Origin of the sequence: Chitinophaga skermanii, from assembly GCF_003259335.1 — a bacterium.
Classification (GTDB): Bacteria; Bacteroidota; Bacteroidia; order Chitinophagales; family Chitinophagaceae; genus Chitinophaga; species Chitinophaga skermanii.
Map to the genome: position 1 here is coordinate 438,211 of NZ_QLLL01000005.1, position 21,910 is coordinate 460,120.

The following is a 21,910-nucleotide window of genomic DNA, read 5'->3' on the forward strand; positions in this document are numbered from 1 at the left end:
CACCGACTGGTACCCAACCCTCCACCGACTTTTACCCAGTATTAGCAAGGGTTTAGTAAGCCTTTTACCGACAGTTTACCAAGAGTATCCGCACACAACCCTTGATTTTACTGGACTTGTTATGCGATTTACCGACTGTTTGTCGACTTTTTTAACAATTTTTGTGGACCGTAAAGCATTTGAAGGAATTCCTTAAAATAAGCCTTGTTTCGGCGATATTTTTCCGCGAATAATAATTTGATTGATCATCCGACAATAGTGCCTGTATTGGTCTAAAAAATGCCAATAAATTGATTTTTGGAGCAGGTTTTTACCCCGGATTTTAAGTGTAAGTTTTACTATTCGAAAATGGGAGTTTATGGACTAAAATAGGGTGACAGCCTGTCATTAGCCCCAAAAAGAAGGGGTAGATTGAAAATAATATCATACTATCATAAAATAAAAAAGGCGCCCTTTTAATAGGGCACCTTCCATTATATATTTGCTACACAATTCTTATAAATCAATTACTCTTCTTTCTTCACTGCTTTTGAAGCCCGCCTCAATAACACGGATCACATTCAATCCTTGTTCCGCAGGAACAGGGTTCGGTTTCCCTTCACGCAAAGCTTCGTAAATACCTTGGTAATAATCCATATAGCTACCAGGTACAGAAGGTAAGTACTTCTTCACCACTTCACCATTAGAGTCAGTGTGCAAAAGCCCCCATTCGTGTGGCTGTTCAGCTCCCCAATCTTTACCTTCCGGCAATAACCCTTTCAGCAACATCGCTTCCTGGATATCGGCCTTGTGCTTAATGAAAGATCCTTTTCGACCATGGAGTATGTACGCCGGTAAAGCCTCGCGCACCAAGTAGTTCGATTTAACACGTACGCGCAAGTTCGGGTAGTACAACAATAACTCGAAGTAATCGTCCACCACCGAGTTCGTTCTAATCATGCGCACATCGCCAAATACGCTTGTTGGCATCCCGAAAAGCGTTAATGCCTGGTCGATAATATGCGATCCCAAATCATACAACACTCCCGTACCCTTTTGCGCCACTTCCTTATGCGCTTTATAACTAAGCTCTTCTTTAAATCGATCGTAATGGAATTCTACTTCCAAAATATCCCCCAATAATCCTTCTTCCACCACTTTCTTAATCATACGGTAATCGCTGTCATAACGACGATTTTGATACACGCTGATCATCAAGTTTTTCTCTTTCGCCAATTGCACCAACTCTTCACCTTCTGCCGTTGTAACAGTGAAAGGCTTTTCTACTACCACGTTTTTCCCCGCCAATAAAGCTGCTTTCGTGTATTCGTAATGCGAGTAATTCGGTGTGTTGACAACAATTAATTCCAAGCTGTCATCTTTCAACATGTCTTCTACACTACTATACACGGTAACGTATGGATAACGTTTTTGTGTTTCGTGTTTACTTCTTTCTACAATTGCTTCGAACGTAAAGCCTGGGTGGAGGTGTAAGAATGGTGCATGAAACACGCTACCACTGTGGCCGTATGAGCATAGTCCTGTTTTAATCGGTGTTGCCATCAGTATAATGTTTAAACTATTTTAATCTAAGAACGACGGTTTCCTTGCTCGTCGAATGTGCGTTTTAAAGCACTTTCGGTATAGAAAACCGTTAGCATGGGTACGAATAATGAAATGAAAATACCGGCAAAGTACCAAGCTTTATGAGCGGGTATGCGCAAAGCAAACCCCAATGCTGCTAATACTACCAAGAAAATGCCCGACTTAATCATCACTTTCGCAGAATATAACTGCGCAAAATCCCACGTGTCCTGGTTTATTCTACTACGGCGTGTTCTATAGCCATAAATAGGGTTAATTTTTGCAGGTGGCTTGCGCTGGGTATAAAGTCCTGTTGCAAGCATAATAAGCCCCACAAGGCCCGCAATAATGGCAAAACCGGATATTACTTTCATCTCCATACACAATCATTTAAAACCAACTACTCTTTTTGCTGCTTTTGCCGCCTAATCCTAAGGCGCCCAAAATACTGCGCGTAATTATGTTGGTGGCCGTTCTACCGGCTTGTTTAGCGGCAGAACTGGTTAAGATGGTTTCCAATATACCCTTTTCTTCTTTAGTTTTTCCAGTTTGTTTCGCAGCCGGGGCTGCTGCTGTTTTAGCGGCGGCTTCTTCCAATTTCGCATTCAACATTTCGTAAGCACTTTCGCTGTCGATGGTTTCGTTGTACTTTTTAACGAGCTTGGATTTGGCCACCAGTGCATCCAGTTCTATATCACTTAGTATATCCATGCGGCTACGTGGTGTAGTTAACATCGTGGCAGCAAGCGGGGTAGGTATGCCTTTCTCATTCAAGCATGTTACCAAGGCTTCCCCAATCCCAATTTGCGTTAATAACTCGTCGGTTTTGTAATAATCGCTTAGCGGGTAGTTTTCTGCCGTTTGCTTAATGGCTTTCCGGTCGGCCGCGGTAAACGCGCGCAAGGCGTGTTGCACTTTCATACCCAACTGTCCCAATATCGAAGCGGGTACATCCATCGGGTTCTGCGTACAAAAGAAAATACCCACCCCTTTGGAACGGATCAGTTTGATGATGGTTTCTATCTGCTTTAATAAAGCATCACTCGCCTCTTGGAAGATCAAATGTGCTTCATCAATAAACATCACCAATTTCGGTTTATCCAAATCGCCTTCTTCCGGCAGCGTCGCGTATAACTCCGCCAACAAGCTTAGCATGAAGGTGGAAAAGAGTTTCGGCCGGTCTTGTATATCAGTTACGCGAACGATAGAAATTACACCACGACCATCATCACCAATATGCATCAAATCATCTACCTCGAACGATTTCTCCCCGAAGAAAATCTCCGCGCCTTGCTGTTCCAATTCAATCACTTTCCGCAAGATGGTACCCGTAGAGGTGGTCGAAATCTTGCCATAATCTTTCTCTAACTCGGCTTTGCCTTCATTGCCGGCGAATTGGAGCACTTTCTTGAAGTCTTTCAAATCGAGCAATGGTAATTGCTGGTCATCACAATATTTGAACAACATGGCTACCAGCCCTGCTTGCGTATCGTTCAATTCTAAGATCTTCGATAACAACACAGGACCAAATTCGCTTACCGTAGCACGTAGGCGTACACCTTTCTCGTGGCTGAGCGAAAGTAGTTCCACTGGGAACCCGGTAGGACTGTATTTTCCACCTATAAGCTTATACCTTTCTTCGATCTTAGGTGTATCTGTGCCGGGTGCTGCAATGCCACTTAAATCGCCTTTAATATCCATGAGTAAAACCGGGATACTGGCTTCGCTTAAGCCTTCGGCAATCACTTGTAATGTTTTTGTTTTACCGGTACCGGTAGCGCCGGCAATTAAACCGTGCCGGTTAAATGTTTTCAATGGCAAGTTCACATCTGCTCCCGTTATCACTTCACCATCCAGCATTGCGCAGCCTAGTTTGAAGAATTCGCCTTTGAAAGCATAACCATTATTGATCGTTTGGAGGAATGCATCTTTATTTGCCATGTCAAACAGTTTTCGAGGTAAGTAAATAGTGCTTAGGCAGGGAAGGGGCGGAAAAAGAAAAACCTTTACTGCTGTGGGTTGCAGTAAAGGTTCGCGTATTATTGTTGAACGGATTTTGCTTGTTCTATGCTACTTTCCATGTGTGCTTTAATGGCTTCGATTTTCTTCAATTCACCGTTTAAATAAGTGATCTTTTCTGCATCACTTTTGCCGGTCATATCGTAATCATATGCTTTCATCCACACGTCCATCGCGTTACTGGCAGAATCGAGGTTATGTACAGCATCGGTAAAAGCAGCCGGTACTTCCTTTTTCAACTTCGTTAAACTGTCGATGGAATTTGTTAAGATTTGTTTCTGTGTACGGATGTGGACCATCTTCGGCATGGCAATGTTGTGCATGTCCATTACTTCTTTGTCCAGGATTTTTACGCTGTCGGCTTCCGTTGTTGTTGCTTGAGCAGCCTTACCATTGGGCGATTGACAAGCCGAGAAGGCTGTGAGCAAAAGTGCGCCCATTACCAAGGAATAACGCGATGCGTTATGTTTCTTTTTAAGCATGCTGTATGTTTTAATAAGAATAATCTGTAAAAATACGCTTACTGGGTAATGCGTTTACTGATAGAAATCAGCTGTGGCGGTTATAGGGAAAATAGATCCCTGCTTCTTTGCAAAAGCAGGGATACAGGGTTTTATAATTCTTCTTCTCTTTCCAACAACAAGATGGCCTGTTGTGGAACAATGTAATATTTCTCACCTTCGTACATCACTTCCGTAGCGCCACTTAGCAAAAAGATCGCTAAGTCGCCTTCGTGTGCTTGTAAGGGAATGTATTTGATTTTCTCTTCTTCTTGCTTCCAAGGTTCGTCTTCACCGGGTACGGGAATAGCATACCCCGGGCCGGTTTTAATTACATACCCTTGTTGCACTTTCTCTTTTTCACCTACACCAGGTGGCAAATACAAGCCACTTTCTGTACGGTCGGTTGCCGTTGTAAGTTTCACCAATACACGGTCGCCTACAACGATTAATTTCTTTAATTTATTATTAGGCGTAATTCTCATGTTGTAAAATTACTGCTTCTTTTTAAAGTTCGCTCAAGGCAAATGTTTGATCTATACGTATGCCCTTTTCTGTCATTTGCAACGTACCGCATTCTACGTTCGGATCGTGCTCGAAGAACAAGATGTACTTGTTTTCAACAGCTTCCGTTAAGTAGCTTTTCTTTTCATCGAGGGTGATGAGTGGGCGGGTATCGTATGCCATTACATAAGGCAACGGGATATGGCCAACAGAGGGTAATAAGTCGGCCATATACAAGATGGTCTTGTCTTTGTATTGTAACTGTGGCAACATCATGGCATCGGTATGCCCATTGGCGAAACGGATTTTCATGTTCGTGGTGAATGAAGTGCCGTTTTCGTTGGGAATGAATTGGAGTTGACCGCTTTCTTGGATGGGAAGAATGTTCTCTTTCAAGAAAGAAGCTTTCTCGCGATCGTTGGGTTTTGTAGCCCATGTCCAATGATCTTCGTTGCTCCAATAAGTTGCATTCTTGAAAGCAGGCACCAGCTTTTCGCCTTCGCGCACAATACTGCCGCCGCAATGGTCGAAATGCAAGTGTGTTAAGAATACATCGGTAATATCGTTCCGGTGGTACCCCAAAGCCGCTAGGGATTTATCGAGGGTATCGTCGCCGTGTAAGTAGTAGTGACTGAAAAACTTGGCATCTTGTTTATCACCAATCCCGTTATCAACGAGAATCAAGCGTCCATCGTCTTCTATTAGCAAGCAGCGCATGGCCCAGGAGCAAAGGTTGTTTTCATCGCCGGGGTTCAGTTTGTTCCAGATTGTTTTGGGTACAACGCCGAACATAGCGCCACCGTCGAGCTTGAACATGCCGGTGTTGATCGTATGTAATTTCATATCGTGTTCGTTTAAATCTATTTATCCTTTGCTAATTTACTTTGTTTCAATAAAGCAGCGAACAAGAAAAGTAAACCAACCGCGAAATAAGCTGTGAGAATGAGCACACTATGACGCATAGAGTACATTTGGTCGATCAGCCCGAAGCTGAACATACCCAGTACAATACCAATTTTTTCAGTTACATCGTAATAACTAAAGAAGCTGGTGGTATCGCGTGTTTCGGGAATAAGTTTTGCGTAAGTAGAGCGGCTTAAAGATTGAATGCCACCCATTACTAAGCCTACTAATACCGCCAGGCCGTAGAACTGGTTCTCTGTATAGGTAAAGTAAGCAGCAATGCATACAATAATCCACAAAATAACGGTAGCAATCAGCACCTTGAAGTTGCCGAAGATACCCGATAAACGTGCCATACCCCAAGCACCTAAGATGGCTACTACTTGTATAACTACAATCACAATAATCAAATTCGTAGAAGGAAGGTTCAATAGTTTGCTACCGAAGATAGTGGCTGCTAACATGACAGTTTGTACTCCCATGCTGTAGAAAAAGAATGCACGTAAATAGCGTTTTAATACGGGTAATTGGCGTACTTGGGCATATACTTTCTTCAACTCAATAAAACCATCTCTAAAAATGCTACCCTGTTGTTCCTCTGCCGGTGCAGAAGGAGGTAGGGTGCGGAAGGTAATTTGCGCGAAGCCAATCCACCAAATACCTACAAGCAAGAAGGTAACGAGTACCGGCCATTCTCCTTTTAAACCAAACGGTTCGAAAGCGACCAGTACAAAGCCGATGATTTGCAATATAACACTACCCACGTAGCCCAAAGAGAAACCGCGGGCACTTACCCTATCTCGATCTTCTACAGGTGCAATTTCGGGTAAATAGGAGTTATAGAACACCAATCCGCCGCACCATCCAATGGTAGCCAAAATGAAGCATATAACACCGTATTCTACCGCCGCATCCATCTTAAAGAAGAATAAGGCCGAGCACGATAAACCACCTAGGTAACAGAAGAACTTCAAGAAGCGCATTTTGTTACCGCGGGAATCGGCAATGGAGGAAAGAATAGGGGTAGAGATCGCTACCAATAAAAAGGCGAAAGCCACGGCGTAATCGTACAAGGAAGAGTTCTTCACTTGCCAACCGAAGAAGTTAACGATATCGCTATTGGTTTCCTTGTTATGCGTTTGTGCAAGGAAATAAACAGGGAAGAAAGTAGTGGTAATAACGAGGTTGTACACCGAGTTGGCCCAGTCGTACATGGCCCAGCCGTTAATTACTTTCTTGTAACCTTTGTTCATAGGGCAAAATGCTTTAAAAATGTGAATGCAATGAAAAGGAATGCCGGTGAGCATTCCTACAATTATTTGTATTGTGTAATATCGATCCGTGTTTTACAGAAACCATATTCTTGAATGTCGTTCGAACTTACAACGACCATTCGTTTATTGCAATAGTTGGCGATTAAACTTTGGTAAAGTGCTATACCGGCAGCATCCAGGTTCGTACATGGCTCGTCGAGCAATACCACGGGCACATTAGAAAAGATAGCCAATGCTAGCTTGGCACGCTGTTTCATACCAGATGAGAAATACCGAATTTGTTTATGCTTTGCTTTTTGGAGACCGACAATTTCCATGATTTGTTGCGACTTGAAACCGGGTAAAAACGATTTAAAGTGCTGATGGAAGTCGAAGCATTCTTGGAGAGTGAATTCTTCTACCAATTCTTGGTAGGGTGCAGCGATGGAGCTGAAGCGAAAGAATTGATCCTGCGCCAAGGGTTTTTCACCCAATTGATACAGGATCGTTCCTTCGTTATGATGGTGATGACCGCTAATTACTTGTAGTAAAGTAGATTTACCAGAACCGTTGGGTCCAAGGATCGCGTAATGTTCTCCAGCTTCGAATGAAGCGGAAACACCCCGGAAGATCCAGTCGTAATTATAACGCTTGCCTATTTGGTTAAGCGATATCATCATTTGATTTAGTAGAGTAACCTCTCATAATACCACGGCCAGAATCGCGGATAAAAGAAAGGATTTCATCACGTTCATCGGTAGCAGGGAATTCCGCTTCGATGATACGGATGGCTTTAGAAATATTATTCCCTTTTACGAAAATAACACGGTACAAGTCGAGGATGTGGTTGATTTTCTCTAAAGAGAAGCCCCTGCGTTTTAAACCTACAGAGTTAACACCCACATAGCTCAATGGCTCACGTGCTGCTTTTACGTACGGTGGAACGTCTTTTCTTACCAAAGAACCGCCTGTTACGAAAGCATGATCACCGATCTTACAGAATTGTTGAACGGCTACCATACCTGCCAACACTACGTTGTTACCAACTTTAATGTGGCCCGCAAGGGTAGTATTGTTAGAGAATACGCAATTGTCACCCACTTCACAGTCGTGCGCAATATGGCAATAGGCCATAATCAAGCAATTGTTACCGATGGAAGTTTTGTGTTTATCTTTTGTACCACGGTTAATGGTTACAAATTCGCGGATGGTGGTATTGTCGCCAATCTCTACAGTCGTTTCTTCACCTTCGAATTTCAGATCCTGTGGAATGGCTGCAATTACAGCACCTGGGAAGATGCGGCAGTTTTTACCAATTCGCGCGCCCTCCATGATGGTAACGTTAGATCCAATCCATGTGCCTTCACCGATTTCCACGTTTTTATGAATGACGGTAAAAGGATCTATTTTAACATTAGGCGCAACTTTAGCGTCCGGATGAATGTATGTAAGCGGATGAATCATTGCTCTTATTTGCCTTCTCGTTTTATAATTTGTGCCACTAAGTCGGCCTCTGTGGCTACTTTGTTTCCGATAAATACCGTACCACGCATCTCCACAATACCTCTCCTGATAGGACTTAACAGTTCCATCTTCAAGATCATGGTGTCGCCCGGTAATACTTTTTGTTTGAACTTGCAGTTGTCGATCTTCAAGAAGTAAGTATCATACAATTCCGCATCTGGTAATGGACTTAATGCTAAGATACCACCTACCTGCGCCAATGCTTCAATTTGAAGTACACCTGGCATCACCGGGTTATTAGGGAAGTGACCTTGGAACTGAGGTTCGTTGAAGGTTACGTTCTTAATACCGATTACTTTGTTATGCGATAATTCGATGATTTTGTCGATCAACAAGAACGGGTGACGGTGTGGCAAGAATTTCTCAATTCTGCGTACATCGAATACCGGTGGTTGGTTTGGATCGTAGATAGGCACATCTTTCATGTGCTTATTCTTCTTAATATAGGCTTTGATCTTACGAGCAAATTCTACGTTAGAAGCGTGGCCAGGGCGGTTTGCCATGATATGCGCCTTAATTGGATAACCAATCAACGCAAGGTCACCCACGATGTCCAAGAGTTTATGACGAGCCGGTTCATTCGGGAAGCGTAACTCGATGTTGTTGAGGATACCTTCACGTTGAACACTAATTTGCTCGCGGTTGAATGCTTTAGCGAGTGGCTTAAGTTGCTCTTCTGTCATAGGTTTATCCACTACAACAATCGCATTGTTTAAATCACCACCTTTAATAAGGTTGTTCGCTAACAAATATTCTAATTCATGTAAGAAGCAGAAAGTACGGCAAGGAGCGATTTCTTGTTTGAAATCTGCCATGCTTTTCAAGTTGGCGTGCTGTGTACCCAATACTTGCGAATTGAAATCAATCAAACAAGTAATGCGGTAGTCTACAGATGGCATTGCTGTCATCTCAACTTTCTTTACTTCATCGTAGTAAGAGATGTTTGTATCGATGGAGTAGTATATTTTTTGAGCATCTTGTGCCTCAGCACCTACTTTCTCAATCTCTTCAATGAAAGGTTGAGAACTGCCGTCCATAATGGGAATTTCCGGACCGTCGAGCTCAATCAATATATTGTCGATACCCATGCCAACTAACGCAGCTAATAAGTGTTCTACTGTGCTTACGCGTGCGCCATTGTGCTCCAAAGTGGTACCACGAGAGGTATCAACTACATAGTCAACATCGGCTTTCACGATTGGCTGACCAGGTAAGTCTATTCTTTGAAACTTGATCCCAAATCCCGGTGTCGCCGGTTTGAGTGTCATATTCACATGAGCTCCTGTATGCAATCCAACGCCCGAAATGGTAACAGGACCCTTCAAGGTTTGTTGGTATGGCAACTGTTGATTTTCCATCATAATAATATCTAATAATCTATCCTATAATGCTAACTCTATACGCCCGCTCGTTCGGATAATAGTTGCTTTACCATATCCTCTAATTCCTTCACGCGCTTTTCGAGGTCTGGCAAATTTCTAAAAATTGCCTGACTTTTCAGCGAACTTTTATAATCATACGCCGGTGAACCCGTTAAAGCCGTGTTGGGCGTGGATATAGATTTGCTTAAGCCGCTCTGCGCGTTAATTCTTGTGCCATCAGCTATTTGAATATGCCCAACAATACCCACTTGGCCGCCAATTACGCAATTGGTACCAATTTTCGTACTGCCCGAAACACCCGTTTGTGCCGCAATCACCGTATTTTCGCCCACTTCTACGTTGTGCGCTACTTGGATCAAGTTATCGAGCTTAACGCCCTTCTTAATCACGGTAGAACCCATCGTAGCACGGTCTAATGTAGTATTAGCACCCACTTCCACATCGTCGTGTATGATCACGTTTCCAATCTGCGGTACTTTCTTATATGTACCATCCGCTTGCGGCGCAAAACCGAAGCCGTCGCCACCAATCACACAACCGGCATGCAATATCACACGCTGACCCACTACACAGTTATCATATACTTTTACACCAGGGAAGAGGGTAGAATTCGCGCCGATCGACACATTGTCGCCCAAGTATACGCCAGGATAGATTTTTACATTGTCTCCCAACACAACATTTTCACCCAAATATGCAAAAGCACCCACGAACACATTAGCGCCCATTTTAACGGTCGCCGGAATGAACGATGGCTGCTGAATACCAGATTTATTGCCCTTCATTTGGGCATATTGTTCAAGCAATAAAGCAAAACTGCTATAAGCGTCTTTCACCCTAATCAATGTCGGCTTAATAGGGCGTTCTACTGTTAAGCTTTCGTTTACAATGAGGATTGAAGCGTTTGTTGAGTAAATGAATTCCTCGTACTTAGGGTTGGCAATGAAACTTAGCATGCCTTCGCCCGCTTCCTCGATCTTGGCAATATTGTGGACTTTAACTTCCGGATCTCCCTCGAGCTTACCACCCAGGATGGTAGCTAATTGTAATGCGCTAAATTGCATAAAGTAAATTTGAATAAAATTTTAACCACCAGGTCATCACCCGACAATATAGATGATTTTTTACTAACGTGTTTGCGCCAATTGAAAACGGCGTTAGCCTAGATTTTTGGATGACAAATGTAGAATTTTTTTATCGGTATCGCCAAAGTATGGCTAACTAATGCATTGTCAATGGAAGAAATATCTTTCACCGTTCCATTTTTGAAAAGGATGTTGATTTTCTCGTTATTAACATTATATGCTCTAACACTTGCTTCGTCGGTAAAAACGAAATAATCCAGCTCATCTTCATTGAGGCCGAAATGCTTACCTGCTTTCAGTTTATGTATGGCGAGGGTTGCTGCGTCGAACGGTTCATTACTAAGCACAACTTTGAATAGTTGCCGGTTTACCAGCCAGCCGCAAAGTGTACTAAGCACTTTATCGGGGTGGGTAGCCCATACCTTAATGGCGCCCATAATGTCGTAATCGTCCAATAAACAGAATTTCGCCAAGCACTCGTCGTTATTTTCGAATGCTTTCTTATCAATCGTGTTGTAAAGAAAATGGTGCAGGGTAGGAGATGCAAATAATTCCACGCCGCTGGAAGCCAATGCTTTTGCGCGGGCTAGGATCTTTACAAGCATATTTTCCGCAGATAATACCGTTTTGTGTAAATACACCTGCCAATACATAAGTCGCCTTGCTACAATGAATTTCTCAATCGAATAAATGCCCTTTTCTTCCACCATCAACTCGCCATCCTTCACTGTCAACATCTTTATAATGCGATCATACCCAATCACACCCTCCGATACCCCCGTGAAGAAACTGTCGCGGTTGAGGTAATCCATCCTATCTACATCCAATTGGCTCGATACCAATTGATGCAAGAACGATTTGTAATAACGACCATTAAATATATCAATGGCCAAGTCTAAAGCACCATGGAATTCCCTGTTCAACGATTCCATTAATAATTTCGAGATTTCTTCGTGGCTTACATCTTCAACGATGGTATGCTCCAAAGCGTGCGAATAAGGTCCGTGGCCAATGTCATGCAACAAAATAGCGATCTTTGCGGCCAATTCTTCCTCGGCTGTTATAACAACGCCTTTTCCCTTTAATTCTTGTAAAGCATTGCACATTAAATGATATGCCCCCAAGCTATGGTGAAACCTAGTATGCATAGCACCCGGGTAAACAAGCTGCGCCAAAGCCATCTGGTGTATCCTTCTCAACCGTTGATAATAAGGATGCGATATGATCTTAAATATTAACGGGTGATCAATGGTGATAAAACCATACACCGGGTCGTTTACAATCTTTCTATTGCTTGCTGTCATCCAAATGCTTTAAACTTCTGCAAAACTACAGTAGGAATTCATTGAATGTATCATTTTTACACCATTTCGACCTACTTTATGGCTATTTTTTAACAAAATCTTGCCAAGGTTTCCCCGGTTTCCAACATTTTAAATTATTTTAATTTCTTAGTCGGTGGTTATAGGGATGTTTTCTACTCCTGTAACGGAAAATTTATCTTGTACCCCTATAAGCCGCCTCTTATAATTAGGTATGCCGATCCATTTTTAGGGTGAAGCCTATCCCTTTTTATAGTCTAGCCTATCCTTACCCTATCTCCACCCTATCCCAAGCCTATCTCGACCCTATCTCGAGCCTATCCTAAGCCTATCCCCACCCTTTTTTGGGTATTCATTATCAAGTAGTTAGTAAGTTATAATATTTATCCACACTGTTTATGTGATTGAATGTGAAAGCGCCCAGCGATTTTGAGGGTAGATTTTGTACAAGTGAAATGTCAAGTTTTTGTCGTGTAAATGGGAGGAATGATGATAATTTCTCTGAAATTGGGTAGTAAGTAGTGTAAGTTGTACACGCCTATAAAAATAATTTATACTGTTTGTAACTTTCATCAACGCTTCCCGTTTCACATACATATCCACGTAACCACATTATTCAACCAAATGATACTGTAGCAATGAAACAAGTACTCCTGTTGACATTTGCAAATGAAGATATTTTGTTCACCCTCAATAGTAAACTTAAGGCGCTAGCCATTCAGCGCTCTTTTGTTTATACATTTTCCTCCAATAAAAACAATTAACCTAACAAATATTACACATGAAAAAGTTGTTATGCTGCGCATTGACTGGCCTTGTTTTGATGGCTTGTAAGGATGAAAAAAAGGCTGTTCAAGATCCAAACGCTTGTTTAAGCGTACAGGTGGTTACTTACAACCATGCATGTATTTCCACTGTACAACTGCTCGATTCTACCCAAGCACCGGCATTGTGGAAAGAATCTGCATCACCCATACCAGGGCAAGCGCATCAAATTGGTATTTACTTAGATTCAAATGCCACCTGGCAAACTGGTCAACCCGTGAAAATAGATATCGTGGGCAAAGTAAAATACCTCGACTGCTTCGCCGCCATCAGCTTTGCTGGCGAACCCAATGTGATGCATGCTAAACCGGCTACTTGTAAATAAGTGCTACACAGCACTCCCTATAACACACATTTATTCAACCTAACATCAATTATTACATGAAAAAGTTATTAATTATCGCGCTTATCGGCCTAGTATGTTACGCTTGTAAAAAAGATAAAGAAGAGATTCCAGAAGGACAATACCGCTGTGTGAGTGTAAAATTATTAGATCACAACCCAGGCTGCCTATCTACCCTTAAATTGCTAGATTCTACAGCCGCTCCCAAATTATGGCAACTTACTACCAAAGATGATCCAGCCCAATCACATACATTTACGGTTATCTTAGACTCAACCATCACTTGGAAAGGTGGACAAACCTTTAAGATCGATATAGTGGGAGAAGCATATTACGACAAATGCTATCCAGGCGTGTACTTCATTACTACACCTAAAACAGCTTATGCAAAATTGGCTAGCTGCCAGTAAAATAGATTTCAATGTAAGGGTTGCTGTATAAAAGGCAACTTTTAAGCACTTATTTATAACCATTTATTTCCTAGCTACTTAGACGCTTGTAATGACACTAAGGACGCGTGATGTTCCGAAAAGGTGCCCAATTGTGGCACCTTTTGTATTAAAATAGGTTGCCGAAAAACGTATTTTTCTTTTTTTTAACAGGTTATAAGGAATAGAAGGCCCATTTATTGCCGAATTGGTGGTAAATTTAAACGCACGGTTAACCCTGCGCGCATTCTTTATAAAACCTTATCAGCAGCTATGAGTCAAATCAATATACTTTGGGTGGATGACGAGATCGAATCGTTAAAGTCACAGATTATTTTCTTGGAAAACAAAGGCTACCAAGTATCGGCACTCACCAATGGCTACGACGCCTTGGAGTTTTTGAAGGAGAATATTGTAGATGTAGTGCTCTTAGATGAATCCATGCCCGGCATTACCGGCCTCGAAACCTTGGCTAAAATAAAGGAAATGGATATCCAAGTTCCCGTGGTGATGATCACCAAGAATGAAGCCGAGAACGTAATGGATGAAGCGATTGGCTCTCAAATCACCGATTACCTTATCAAACCGGTAAATCCAAACCAAGTATTATTGTCGTTGAAGAAGATCATCGATAATAAACGTCTCGTAGCCGAAAAAACAACGAATGCTTACCAACAAGAGTTCCGCTCCCTTTTCATGGCCCTCAATTCAAACCCCGATTACAAGGAATGGATGGAGATCTATAAGAAGCTCGTGTACTGGGAAATGGAAATGGGCAAGGCCGATAGCCCGGAAATGATGGAAGTGTTCAACACCCAAAAAGCCGAAGCTAACAGCGAATTCGCGAAGTTCATTTCCCGCAATTATACCAGCTGGATGAGCCCTAAACAGCTCGAACAACCCGTGATGTCGCATACCTTGTTCAAAGAGAAAGTATTCCCCGCACTCGATCCTAACGTGCCGAATTTCTTCATTTTAATCGATAATCTCCGGTACGACCAGTGGAAAACTATTCAGCCCATTTTCGCTGAATCGTTCCGCGTAGTAGAAGAAGATACCTTCTTCAGCATTCTTCCTACCTCCACCCAATATAGCCGTAACGCCATATTTGCAGGCATGTTACCCGTGGAAATCGAGGCCAAGTTCCCGGAAGAATGGAAGAATGATGACGAGGAAGGAGGGAAGAATTTGTACGAAGAGAAGTTTTTCGCCGCGCAAATCGCCCGCTTGAAAAAAGACCTTAAGTTCTCGTACACCAAGGTGCTGAACCACAACGATGGCCAACACTTGGTGAATAATATCCACAATATGCTCAATTACCAGTTGAACATTATTGTGTACAACTTCGTGGATATGCTTAGTCATGCCCGCACAGAAATGGAAGTATTGAAAGAATTGGCCGGCGATGAAATGTCGTACCGTTCCATTACCGCCAGTTGGTTCGAACACTCACCATTGCACCAAGCCTTGAAGAAATTAGCAGACCGTAAAATTAACCTCATCGTGGCTACCGACCATGGTAGTGTGCGTGTAAAAACGCCGGTGAAAGTAATCGGGGATAAACAAACCACCACCAACTTGCGCTATAAGCATGGCCGTAATTTGAATTACGACCCGAAAGAAGTGTTGGCGGTACGCGACCCTAAAGAAGCGGGTTTGCCCAAGCCGAATGTGAATTCTTCTTATATCTTTGCCCGTGAAGATGGCTATTTGTGTTACCCTAATAACTACAATTATTTCGTTAACTACTACCGCAATACCTTCCAGCATGGTGGTATTTCTTTAGAAGAAATGATTGTACCGGTAGCACGCATGGTTTCTAAATAGCCACGGGGTGTGCATTGGAAGAATTGACTTACTTTTGTGCACAGAACAAATTAACCGATTTAATCACGCTAGCATGAATTTAAAACCAACACCTAATAATCTCTCGAAACTTGAAAAGATATTCGAAGAAGCGAAATATATCCTTCGCTTCGAAAAGGGTACTTTCAACTCGGGATACTGTTTGCTAGAGCATAAGAAAGTGGTGGTGGTGAATAAGTTCTTGAACTTGGAAGGAAGAATCAACACTTTGCTCGATATCTTACCTTCCATCCAGCTTGAAGTAGAATTTCTAACCCCCGAAAGTTATAAATTATACAAGCAGGTGGTTGATTTCAAAAATGCCGCCGGTAATATCGATACCGCGGAAGAAGATACAACACCCGGCGAAACATCGGCACCAACAGAACCATCCAGCGAAGCATAAAAATAGAGGAGCACCGTGAGCGGATTAAAAGTAACATTTCTAGGAACAGGAACATCGCAAGGCGTGCCGGTCATCGCGTGTGACTGCCGCGTGTGCAAATCGGCGAACCATAAAGATAAACGCTTACGCAGTAGTATCTTCATTGAAACGAGTGTAGGCAATATTGTAGTGGATACAACGCCCGATTTTCGTTACCAAATGTTACGGGCGAATGTGAAGAAGTTAGAAGCCGTGTTAATTACGCATTCTCATAAAGATCATATTGCCGGCATGGACGATATCCGTGCATTCAATTATTTCCAGCAACAGCCGATAGATATATTCGCCACGGAATTCTCGCAGAACGTGATTGTGCGGGAGTTTGCGTATGCGTTTGCCGATTTTAAATACCCGGGTATTCCCGAGTTAAACCTCCGTACTATTTCCGACGAATCGTTCTTGGTGAATGGTTTACGCGTAATTCCTATTAACGTAATGCATTACAAGATGCCGGTGACCGGTTTCCGTATCCACGATTTTACCTATATCACCGATGCTAACTTCATTGCTGACAGCGAGAAAGAGAAAATCCGCGGCTCAAAAATATTGGTGTTGAATGCATTGCGGAAAGAAAAGCATATTTCTCATTTCACTTTGCAAGAAGCCATCGATTTGGCTCAAGAACTCGACATACCGGAAGTATATTTTACCCATATTTCTCACCAATTAGGCTTGCACGATGAAGTAATGCAAGAATTACCAAGCGGTATGGCATTGGCTTTCGATGGGTTAACCTTAAATATCTCCTAAAAACTTCTTTTAATAAATAGGGAAAACGTATTTTCATTTTATAAATGAACGTTAACCCATGCAGCAAAAATTTTTCCCTGCATTCACCCGTTTCACCAAGCAGGAACGCAATGGCGTGTATGCACTTTTATGTTTGTTAACCGGCAGTTTGCTGGCACCGTATATTTTCTCCCGTTTTTTTGCACCGGTTGAATGGAAAGTAGACGAAGAATCGCAAGGCGAAGTACACGCATTTTTACAGCAGGCAAAGCCCGTAAACTTACCAGGTGAAAAACATCCAAATCCTCCGCGAATACGTTTGTTTCACTTTGATCCGAATACAGCTAGTTTCGAAACCTGGCTACAACTAGGCATACCGGCACGTACGGCTAAAAGTATTGTGAAATACCGGGCGAAAGGAGGGCAATTCCGTGTAGCCGATGATTTGAAGAAAATATATACCCTGGAAGAAAGTGATTACAAGCGGATATTGCCTTACGTGGCAATTAGCAAACCCCAACAGGTAAGCCTTTACAAGGATTCTTCGCGGCATGTACAATTCGCCGCCCGCATTATCCAAAGCATCGATATCAATACAGCGGATAGTAGCAGTTGGGAATTACTGCCAGGCATTGGAGCAGGGTATACTAGGCGTATTTTGAAGTTCCGGGAGCGGCTCGGAGGCTTCCATGATGTGCAGCAAGTAGGAGAAACCTATGGATTACCTGGCTCGGTTTTTAATAAAATTCAACCATTTTTAAAACTGGGGGACATTTCACTAAGGAAAATCGATCTCAACCAGGCAGATGAAAAATCTTTGGGGGATCATCCATATATCAACACGAATTTAGCCCGTGCAATTGTAAAGTATCGTAGTGTTCATGGGCCTTTCGAGCGGGTAGAAGACCTTAAACGCCTGCCGTTGGTAGATGAGATTAATTATCGTAAAATTGAATATTACATAGCAGTCACCAAACATTAGCAAGATTATGAATTTTCAGTCCACGGAAATGCAACAGCAAATTGCCCAAATGATTCGCGATTTTGGAAAAGCTCATTTACAACCCCACAACATCTTAGAATGGGATGAATCCCAAACTTTCCCTGTTGAAGTATTTAAGAAAATGGGAGAACTCGGCTTGATGGGCGTATTGGTTCCAGAACAATACAACGGTGCCGGGCAATCTTACTTAGAATATGTTACAGCTATTAGCGAGGTAGCTAAAATTTGCGGCGCCATAGGTTTAAGTATGGCTGCTCATAATTCCCTTTGTACAGGACATATTTTGCAATTCGGTAATGATGCGCAAAAGCAAAAATACCTGCCTAAGCTGGCCACGGCCGAATTTATCGGCGCTTGGGGTTTAACAGAACCCAATACAGGCAGCGATGCCATGAACATGAAATGCGTTGCCAAGAAAGATGGGAACGACTGGGTAATTAACGGTACAAAATGCTGGATTACCCACGGTAAAAGTGGCGATGTAGCCGTGGTTATTGCCCGTACTGGCGAGGTAAGAGATAGTCATGGTATGAGTGCCTTTATCGTAGAAAAGGGCACACCTGGGTTTTCGGCAGGTAAAAAAGAGAACAAATTAGGCATGCGTGCCTCGGAAACAGCAGAAATGATCTTTGATAATTGTCGTATCCCGGCAGAAAACCTCCTCGGCAAAGAAGGCGACGGTTTTATCCAAGCCATGAAAGTATTGGATGGTGGTCGTATTTCCATTGCCGCTTTGGCCCTAGGCATTGCAAAAGGAGCCTATGAAGCCGCTAAGAAATATGCGACAGAACGTTATCAATTCGATCAACCCATTGCAAGCTTCCAAGGCATTTCTTTTAAATTAGCCGATATGGCCACGCAAATCGAAGCGGCGGAGTTATTGACGTTGCAAGCGGCAGACATGAAAAATAGGGGGGTAAAAATGACCAAAGAAGCAGCCATTGCGAAGTATTATGCATCGGAAGTGGCGGTAAGCGTGGCGAATGAAGCCGTGCAAATCTTCGGTGGTTATGGTTACACAAAAGACTTCCCAGTAGAGAAATTCTACCGTGATGCAAAATTGTGCACCATAGGCGAGGGAACGAGTGAAATCCAAAAAATCGTCATTGCCCGCGAAGCACTGAAATAAAAATCCTTCAATCGATAACGAGGCCATTTATACGGAAACACTGCGCAAACACTCACCAGTAGCGAAAATTAGAAGATTTCGAAAAATCTTGCAATCGGTAGCAATTGGTGGCGTGATTACATAACTTACACGCTCTTAATGTTTTCAAAATGACCTCGTTTGACCAATCTCTAGCAGATCTTTTCCCTGGAAAAGCCGACATTCCCGCTGCATTCGATATTCCCGAATTGCACCAACGCAGTTATCTCTCCAATGGAGAAATGGTAGCTTGGAACGGGAAGGTACACACCGTACTATCCCCGATCTGCATTAAAACCGACAATGGCCTCGAAAGGCGCGTGATCGGATCGTATCCTTTATGTACCCCTTCCGAAGCTTTGCAATCGCTAGAAGCGGCTGTAAATGCTTATAATGATGGTAGGGGCGAATGGCCGACTATGTCGGTAGGTGATAGAATAGCCGCGTTGGAGAAATTCACAGGCAAAATGATCGCCAAGAAGGATGAAGTAGTAAAACTTATCATGTGGGAAATTGGCAAATCCTACGCCGATTCCATCAAAGAATTTGATAGAACTGTAGAATACATCAATGCAACCATCGATGCATATAAAGATGTTGACCGGGCTTCTTCGCGTTTCGTGATAGAGCAGGGCATTATCGGCCAAATTCGTCGTTCGCCGTTGGGCGTGGTATTATGTATGGGGCCCTTCAACTACCCGTTGAACGAAACCTTTACAACCTTAATACCGGCATTATTGATGGGGAATACCATCTTATTTAAGCCGCCGAAGCATGGTGCGTTATTGCATTTCCCTTTGTTGGAGGCCTTCCGCGAGTGTTTCCCTAAAGGCGTGATGAATACGATTTACGGTCCGGGTAGCGATATTATTCCACCACTGATGGAATCGGGTAAAATCAATGTATTAACGCTCATTGGGTCGTCGAAAGTGGCGAACCAGTTGAAGAAGATGCACCCGAAAGTGAATAGGTTACGGGCAATATTAGGGTTGGATGCGAAGAATGCGGCTATTATCACAAGCCAGGCAGATATTGAATTGGCGGTGAAAGAGTGTGTATTGGGTAGCTTGTCGTTCAATGGGCAGCGTTGTACCGCTATTAAAATCATTTTTGTGCATAACGCTGTAAAAGATGCTTTCTTGGAAAGATTAACGGCGGAAGTAGAGAAATTGAAGTTTGGGATGCCATGGGAGAAAGATGTGTTCTTAACGCCGTTGCCAGAGCCCAACAAACCACAATATCTCAAAGATTGCATCGAAGATGCCATCGCCAACGGCGCTAAAGTGCTGAACGAGAACGGGGGTAAAACGAACCATACGTTCGTGTTCCCAGCCATTCTATTCCCTGTAAATGATAAAATGAAAGTTTACAGCGAAGAACAATTTGGACCCTTGATTCCTGTAGTGCCGTTTGATGATATTGAAACCCCTATCCAGTATCTAATACATTCAGAACATGGTCAACAAACGAGCTTATTCTCCAATGATGCCGATGAGTTAGCACACCTAATCGATCCATTGGTGAACCAGGTAAGTAGGGTGAACATCAACTGCCAGTGTCAACGCGGGCCTGATATCTTCCCATTCACAGGTAGAAAAGATTCGGCAGAAGCCACCTTATCTGTAGGAGATGCCTTACGTGCGTTCTCTATCCGTTCGATGGTAGCCACGAAACAAACACCGCAAAATAAAGCCTTGATTAATGAAATTGTGAGTGAACAAGCGAGCAATTTCTTATCTACTAAATATATATTTTAGTGACATATTAAATGATAATCATAGTAGAAATAAAGAAATCTTAACAATCACAAAATATTTACATGTTCGTGTGATGGTTTATTGTAAAGAGAACGTTAAATTTGGGTTAATTACAATCCTTACCAATTTATCAACCTTAAACAGAAAGAAAGATCGAAAAATTTCTACTCCAAAAGAAACGGTCAATTCACTCGAATTGACCGTTTCGTATTTAAGGCCGTTGATACATTACAACCAAATTAAGCATGAGATATAGATTACTAGCTTGTTTATTGCTGCTAACAGCGAATGTATTTTCGCAAGCAATTGTGAAAGAGAAACTAGATGATTACTTAAGTTATATAGAAAAGAATAGTGGAGGCCTTGGAAACGTTTCAATTTATAAGAACGGGAAAGAAGTGTACAATCGAAGCTTTGGACAAGATAAATTGGAAGGAGTACAGTATAATAAAAACACTACCTACCAGGTAGCATCGGTTACTAAAATGATAACCGCCATCCTAGTTTTACAATTAGTAGAAGAGGGAAAACTACCACTAGACACTAAGCTATCCGAATTCTTTCCGGCTATACCGAATTCCAATAAAATAACGATAAAGAACATGCTGGAACACACCAGTGGGTTAGGGAATTTTGCCATAAAAGATGGCGTAATTTGGGTGTTGGATAAAGTATCGGAAGAAGATATTATGGATGTAATAATCCAGCAAGGAACTAGCTTTGAACCGAATGAAAAGGTAGCTTACTCCAATTCAGCGTACGTTTTATTACGGATGATTTTGGAGAAAAAATATCAAAAGGGCTATCATGAAATTGTTGCACAAAAGATAACTAAACCGCTGCATTTAAAGAACTTTGCCTCGGTAAAATCGGCTCCTACAAATACATTTAAATCCTATAAATTTTCGGCTGGTCATTGGACCGAAATGAAAGATATGGAATACACCAACGTGATTGGTGTAGGCGATATCGCCAGCACAACACAGGATTTGAATATCGTCATAACAAGTTTGTTTCAACATACACTCATCAAACCAGCAACGCTTGCATTAATGGTACCCACTGTAGGAAAGGAAGATTGGGGTAGGGGATTAGCACTCTTTGAATATGGTAACAACGTATTTTTCGGTCATGGCGGCGATGTACTTGGTTCACATACACGCCTTATTTACAATCCAAAAGATAAGATATCTATTTGCTATGCAACAAATGGTGAGAGAGTGCCAACGAACGTGTTTTTAGAAAACATAGTTGATATAGTATACCAGCTACCATTTGAACTACCTACTATCAAATAACACCTAATCAAAACTTAAAGATACTATTACAAACA

The 21,910-nt window shown here is 42.4% G+C and carries 21 protein-coding genes; 9 read left to right on the top strand and 12 right to left on the bottom strand.

Going from position 1 to position 21,910, the window contains the following annotated elements; translation table 11 throughout:
* Positions 1-495 precede the first annotated feature (495 nt).
* The 12 genes from LX64_RS15055 to LX64_RS15110 all read right to left on the bottom strand — a co-directional run bounded on the left by LX64_RS15055 (position 496) and on the right by LX64_RS15110 (position 12,037).
* Complete coding sequence (locus LX64_RS15055; RefSeq protein ID WP_111598489.1) at positions 496-1,542, bottom strand: Gfo/Idh/MocA family oxidoreductase; 1,047 nt, start codon at positions 1,540-1,542, stop codon at positions 496-498.
* Between the two features lie 26 nt (positions 1,543-1,568).
* Positions 1,569-1,943 carry an SdpI family protein gene (locus LX64_RS15060; protein WP_111598490.1) on the bottom strand — a complete coding sequence of 125 codons (375 nt, stop codon included), beginning with the start codon at positions 1,941-1,943 and terminating at the stop codon, positions 1,569-1,571.
* A gap of 10 nt (positions 1,944-1,953) precedes the next feature.
* Positions 1,954-3,504, bottom strand: coding sequence for a helicase HerA-like domain-containing protein (locus LX64_RS15065; protein WP_111598491.1), 1,551 nt, complete (start codon positions 3,502-3,504; stop codon positions 1,954-1,956).
* Positions 3,505-3,602: 98 nt separating this feature from the next.
* Positions 3,603-4,064, bottom strand: a complete 462-nt coding sequence (locus LX64_RS15070) for a hypothetical protein (RefSeq protein ID WP_111598492.1) — start codon at positions 4,062-4,064, stop codon at positions 3,603-3,605.
* A 131-nt stretch (positions 4,065-4,195) separates the two neighbouring features.
* Positions 4,196-4,567, bottom strand: a complete 372-nt coding sequence (locus LX64_RS15075) for a co-chaperone GroES (RefSeq protein WP_111598493.1) — start codon at positions 4,565-4,567, stop codon at positions 4,196-4,198.
* A gap of 22 nt (positions 4,568-4,589) precedes the next feature.
* Positions 4,590-5,429 (bottom strand): MBL fold metallo-hydrolase, encoded by an 840-nt coding sequence (locus LX64_RS15080; protein WP_111598494.1) that lies wholly within the window; start codon positions 5,427-5,429, stop codon positions 4,590-4,592.
* A 17-nt stretch (positions 5,430-5,446) separates the two neighbouring features.
* Positions 5,447-6,742 carry an MFS transporter gene (locus tag LX64_RS15085; protein ID WP_111598495.1) on the bottom strand — a complete coding sequence of 432 codons (1,296 nt, stop codon included), beginning with the start codon at positions 6,740-6,742 and terminating at the stop codon, positions 5,447-5,449.
* Between the two features lie 62 nt (positions 6,743-6,804).
* Positions 6,805-7,422, bottom strand: a complete 618-nt coding sequence (locus LX64_RS15090) for an ABC transporter ATP-binding protein (RefSeq protein WP_111598496.1) — start codon at positions 7,420-7,422, stop codon at positions 6,805-6,807.
* Positions 7,406-8,206 (bottom strand): acyl-ACP--UDP-N-acetylglucosamine O-acyltransferase, encoded by an 801-nt coding sequence (gene lpxA / locus LX64_RS15095; RefSeq protein WP_111598497.1) that lies wholly within the window; start codon positions 8,204-8,206, stop codon positions 7,406-7,408. Before lpxA ends, LX64_RS15090 begins: the two co-directional genes overlap by 17 nt.
* Positions 8,207-8,211: 5 nt before the next feature.
* The gene (locus LX64_RS15100) at positions 8,212-9,627 is read right to left on the bottom strand and encodes a bifunctional UDP-3-O-[3-hydroxymyristoyl] N-acetylglucosamine deacetylase/3-hydroxyacyl-ACP dehydratase (RefSeq protein WP_245952694.1); all 1,416 of its coding nucleotides are present in this window, start codon (positions 9,625-9,627) and stop codon (positions 8,212-8,214) included.
* Between the two features lie 35 nt (positions 9,628-9,662).
* The gene (lpxD, locus tag LX64_RS15105) at positions 9,663-10,712 is read right to left on the bottom strand and encodes a UDP-3-O-(3-hydroxymyristoyl)glucosamine N-acyltransferase (protein WP_111598498.1); all 1,050 of its coding nucleotides are present in this window, start codon (positions 10,710-10,712) and stop codon (positions 9,663-9,665) included.
* A 98-nt stretch (positions 10,713-10,810) separates the two neighbouring features.
* Positions 10,811-12,037: an HD domain-containing protein gene (locus LX64_RS15110; protein WP_111598499.1), complete on the bottom strand. Its 1,227-nt coding sequence runs from the start codon at positions 12,035-12,037 to the stop codon at positions 10,811-10,813.
* Positions 12,038-12,836: 799 nt separating this feature from the next.
* Here LX64_RS15110 and LX64_RS15115 point away from each other — a divergent pair.
* From LX64_RS15115 to LX64_RS15155, 9 genes are all read left to right on the top strand, one after another.
* Positions 12,837-13,205, top strand: a complete 369-nt coding sequence (locus LX64_RS15115) for a hypothetical protein (RefSeq protein WP_148707334.1) — start codon at positions 12,837-12,839, stop codon at positions 13,203-13,205.
* Positions 13,206-13,261: 56 nt separating this feature from the next.
* Positions 13,262-13,633 (top strand): hypothetical protein, encoded by a 372-nt coding sequence (locus tag LX64_RS15120; RefSeq protein WP_111598501.1) that lies wholly within the window; start codon positions 13,262-13,264, stop codon positions 13,631-13,633.
* Positions 13,634-13,924: 291 nt separating this feature from the next.
* Positions 13,925-15,478, top strand: coding sequence for a T9SS response regulator signal transducer PorX (porX, locus tag LX64_RS15125; protein ID WP_111598502.1), 1,554 nt, complete (start codon positions 13,925-13,927; stop codon positions 15,476-15,478).
* A 73-nt stretch (positions 15,479-15,551) separates the two neighbouring features.
* Entirely contained in the window at positions 15,552-15,902 is a 351-nt protein-coding gene (locus LX64_RS15130) for a hypothetical protein (protein ID WP_111598503.1), read from the top strand.
* Between the two features lie 15 nt (positions 15,903-15,917).
* The gene (locus LX64_RS15135) at positions 15,918-16,691 is read left to right on the top strand and encodes an MBL fold metallo-hydrolase (RefSeq protein ID WP_111598504.1); all 774 of its coding nucleotides are present in this window, start codon (positions 15,918-15,920) and stop codon (positions 16,689-16,691) included.
* Between the two features lie 58 nt (positions 16,692-16,749).
* Positions 16,750-17,652, top strand: a complete 903-nt coding sequence (locus LX64_RS15140) for a ComEA family DNA-binding protein (protein ID WP_111598505.1) — start codon at positions 16,750-16,752, stop codon at positions 17,650-17,652.
* A 7-nt stretch (positions 17,653-17,659) separates the two neighbouring features.
* A complete protein-coding gene (locus LX64_RS15145) occupies positions 17,660-18,802 on the top strand; it encodes an acyl-CoA dehydrogenase family protein (RefSeq protein ID WP_111598506.1) in 1,143 nt (380 codons plus the stop codon).
* A gap of 149 nt (positions 18,803-18,951) precedes the next feature.
* A complete protein-coding gene (locus LX64_RS15150; RefSeq protein ID WP_111598507.1) occupies positions 18,952-20,577 on the top strand; it encodes an NADP-dependent glyceraldehyde-3-phosphate dehydrogenase in 1,626 nt (541 codons plus the stop codon).
* A 245-nt stretch (positions 20,578-20,822) separates the two neighbouring features.
* Positions 20,823-21,875 (top strand): serine hydrolase domain-containing protein, encoded by a 1,053-nt coding sequence (locus tag LX64_RS15155; protein WP_111598508.1) that lies wholly within the window; start codon positions 20,823-20,825, stop codon positions 21,873-21,875.
* Positions 21,876-21,910: the final 35 nt, after the last annotated feature.

Excerpts from the sequence above, each read along its gene's own strand:
- porX (WP_111598502.1), top strand. The coding sequence starts at position 13,925 with ATGAGTCAAATCAATATACTTTGGGTGGATGACGAGATCGAATCGTTA.
- LX64_RS15055 (WP_111598489.1), bottom strand. The coding sequence starts at position 1,542 with ATGGCAACACCGATTAAAACAGGACTATGCTCATACGGCCACAGTGGT.
- LX64_RS15060 (WP_111598490.1), bottom strand. The coding sequence starts at position 1,943 with ATGGAGATGAAAGTAATATCCGGTTTTGCCATTATTGCGGGCCTTGTG.
- LX64_RS15070 (WP_111598492.1), bottom strand. The coding sequence starts at position 4,064 with ATGCTTAAAAAGAAACATAACGCATCGCGTTATTCCTTGGTAATGGGC.
- LX64_RS15140 (WP_111598505.1), top strand. The coding sequence starts at position 16,750 with ATGCAGCAAAAATTTTTCCCTGCATTCACCCGTTTCACCAAGCAGGAA.
- LX64_RS15150 (WP_111598507.1), top strand. The coding sequence starts at position 18,952 with ATGACCTCGTTTGACCAATCTCTAGCAGATCTTTTCCCTGGAAAAGCC.
- lpxD (WP_111598498.1), bottom strand. The coding sequence starts at position 10,712 with ATGCAATTTAGCGCATTACAATTAGCTACCATCCTGGGTGGTAAGCTC.
- LX64_RS15090 (WP_111598496.1), bottom strand. The coding sequence starts at position 7,422 with ATGATGATATCGCTTAACCAAATAGGCAAGCGTTATAATTACGACTGG.
- LX64_RS15100 (WP_245952694.1), bottom strand. The coding sequence starts at position 9,627 with ATGATGGAAAATCAACAGTTGCCATACCAACAAACCTTGAAGGGTCCT.
- LX64_RS15080 (WP_111598494.1), bottom strand. The coding sequence starts at position 5,429 with ATGAAATTACATACGATCAACACCGGCATGTTCAAGCTCGACGGTGGC.
- LX64_RS15085 (WP_111598495.1), bottom strand. The coding sequence starts at position 6,742 with ATGAACAAAGGTTACAAGAAAGTAATTAACGGCTGGGCCATGTACGAC.
- lpxA (WP_111598497.1), bottom strand. The coding sequence starts at position 8,206 with ATGATTCATCCGCTTACATACATTCATCCGGACGCTAAAGTTGCGCCT.
- LX64_RS15155 (WP_111598508.1), top strand. The coding sequence starts at position 20,823 with ATGAGATATAGATTACTAGCTTGTTTATTGCTGCTAACAGCGAATGTA.
- LX64_RS15075 (WP_111598493.1), bottom strand. The coding sequence starts at position 4,567 with ATGAGAATTACGCCTAATAATAAATTAAAGAAATTAATCGTTGTAGGC.
- LX64_RS15120 (WP_111598501.1), top strand. The coding sequence starts at position 13,262 with ATGAAAAAGTTATTAATTATCGCGCTTATCGGCCTAGTATGTTACGCT.
- LX64_RS15145 (WP_111598506.1), top strand. The coding sequence starts at position 17,660 with ATGAATTTTCAGTCCACGGAAATGCAACAGCAAATTGCCCAAATGATT.
- LX64_RS15065 (WP_111598491.1), bottom strand. The coding sequence starts at position 3,504 with ATGGCAAATAAAGATGCATTCCTCCAAACGATCAATAATGGTTATGCT.
- LX64_RS15110 (WP_111598499.1), bottom strand. The coding sequence starts at position 12,037 with ATGACAGCAAGCAATAGAAAGATTGTAAACGACCCGGTGTATGGTTTT.
- LX64_RS15115 (WP_148707334.1), top strand. The coding sequence starts at position 12,837 with ATGAAAAAGTTGTTATGCTGCGCATTGACTGGCCTTGTTTTGATGGCT.
- LX64_RS15130 (WP_111598503.1), top strand. The coding sequence starts at position 15,552 with ATGAATTTAAAACCAACACCTAATAATCTCTCGAAACTTGAAAAGATA.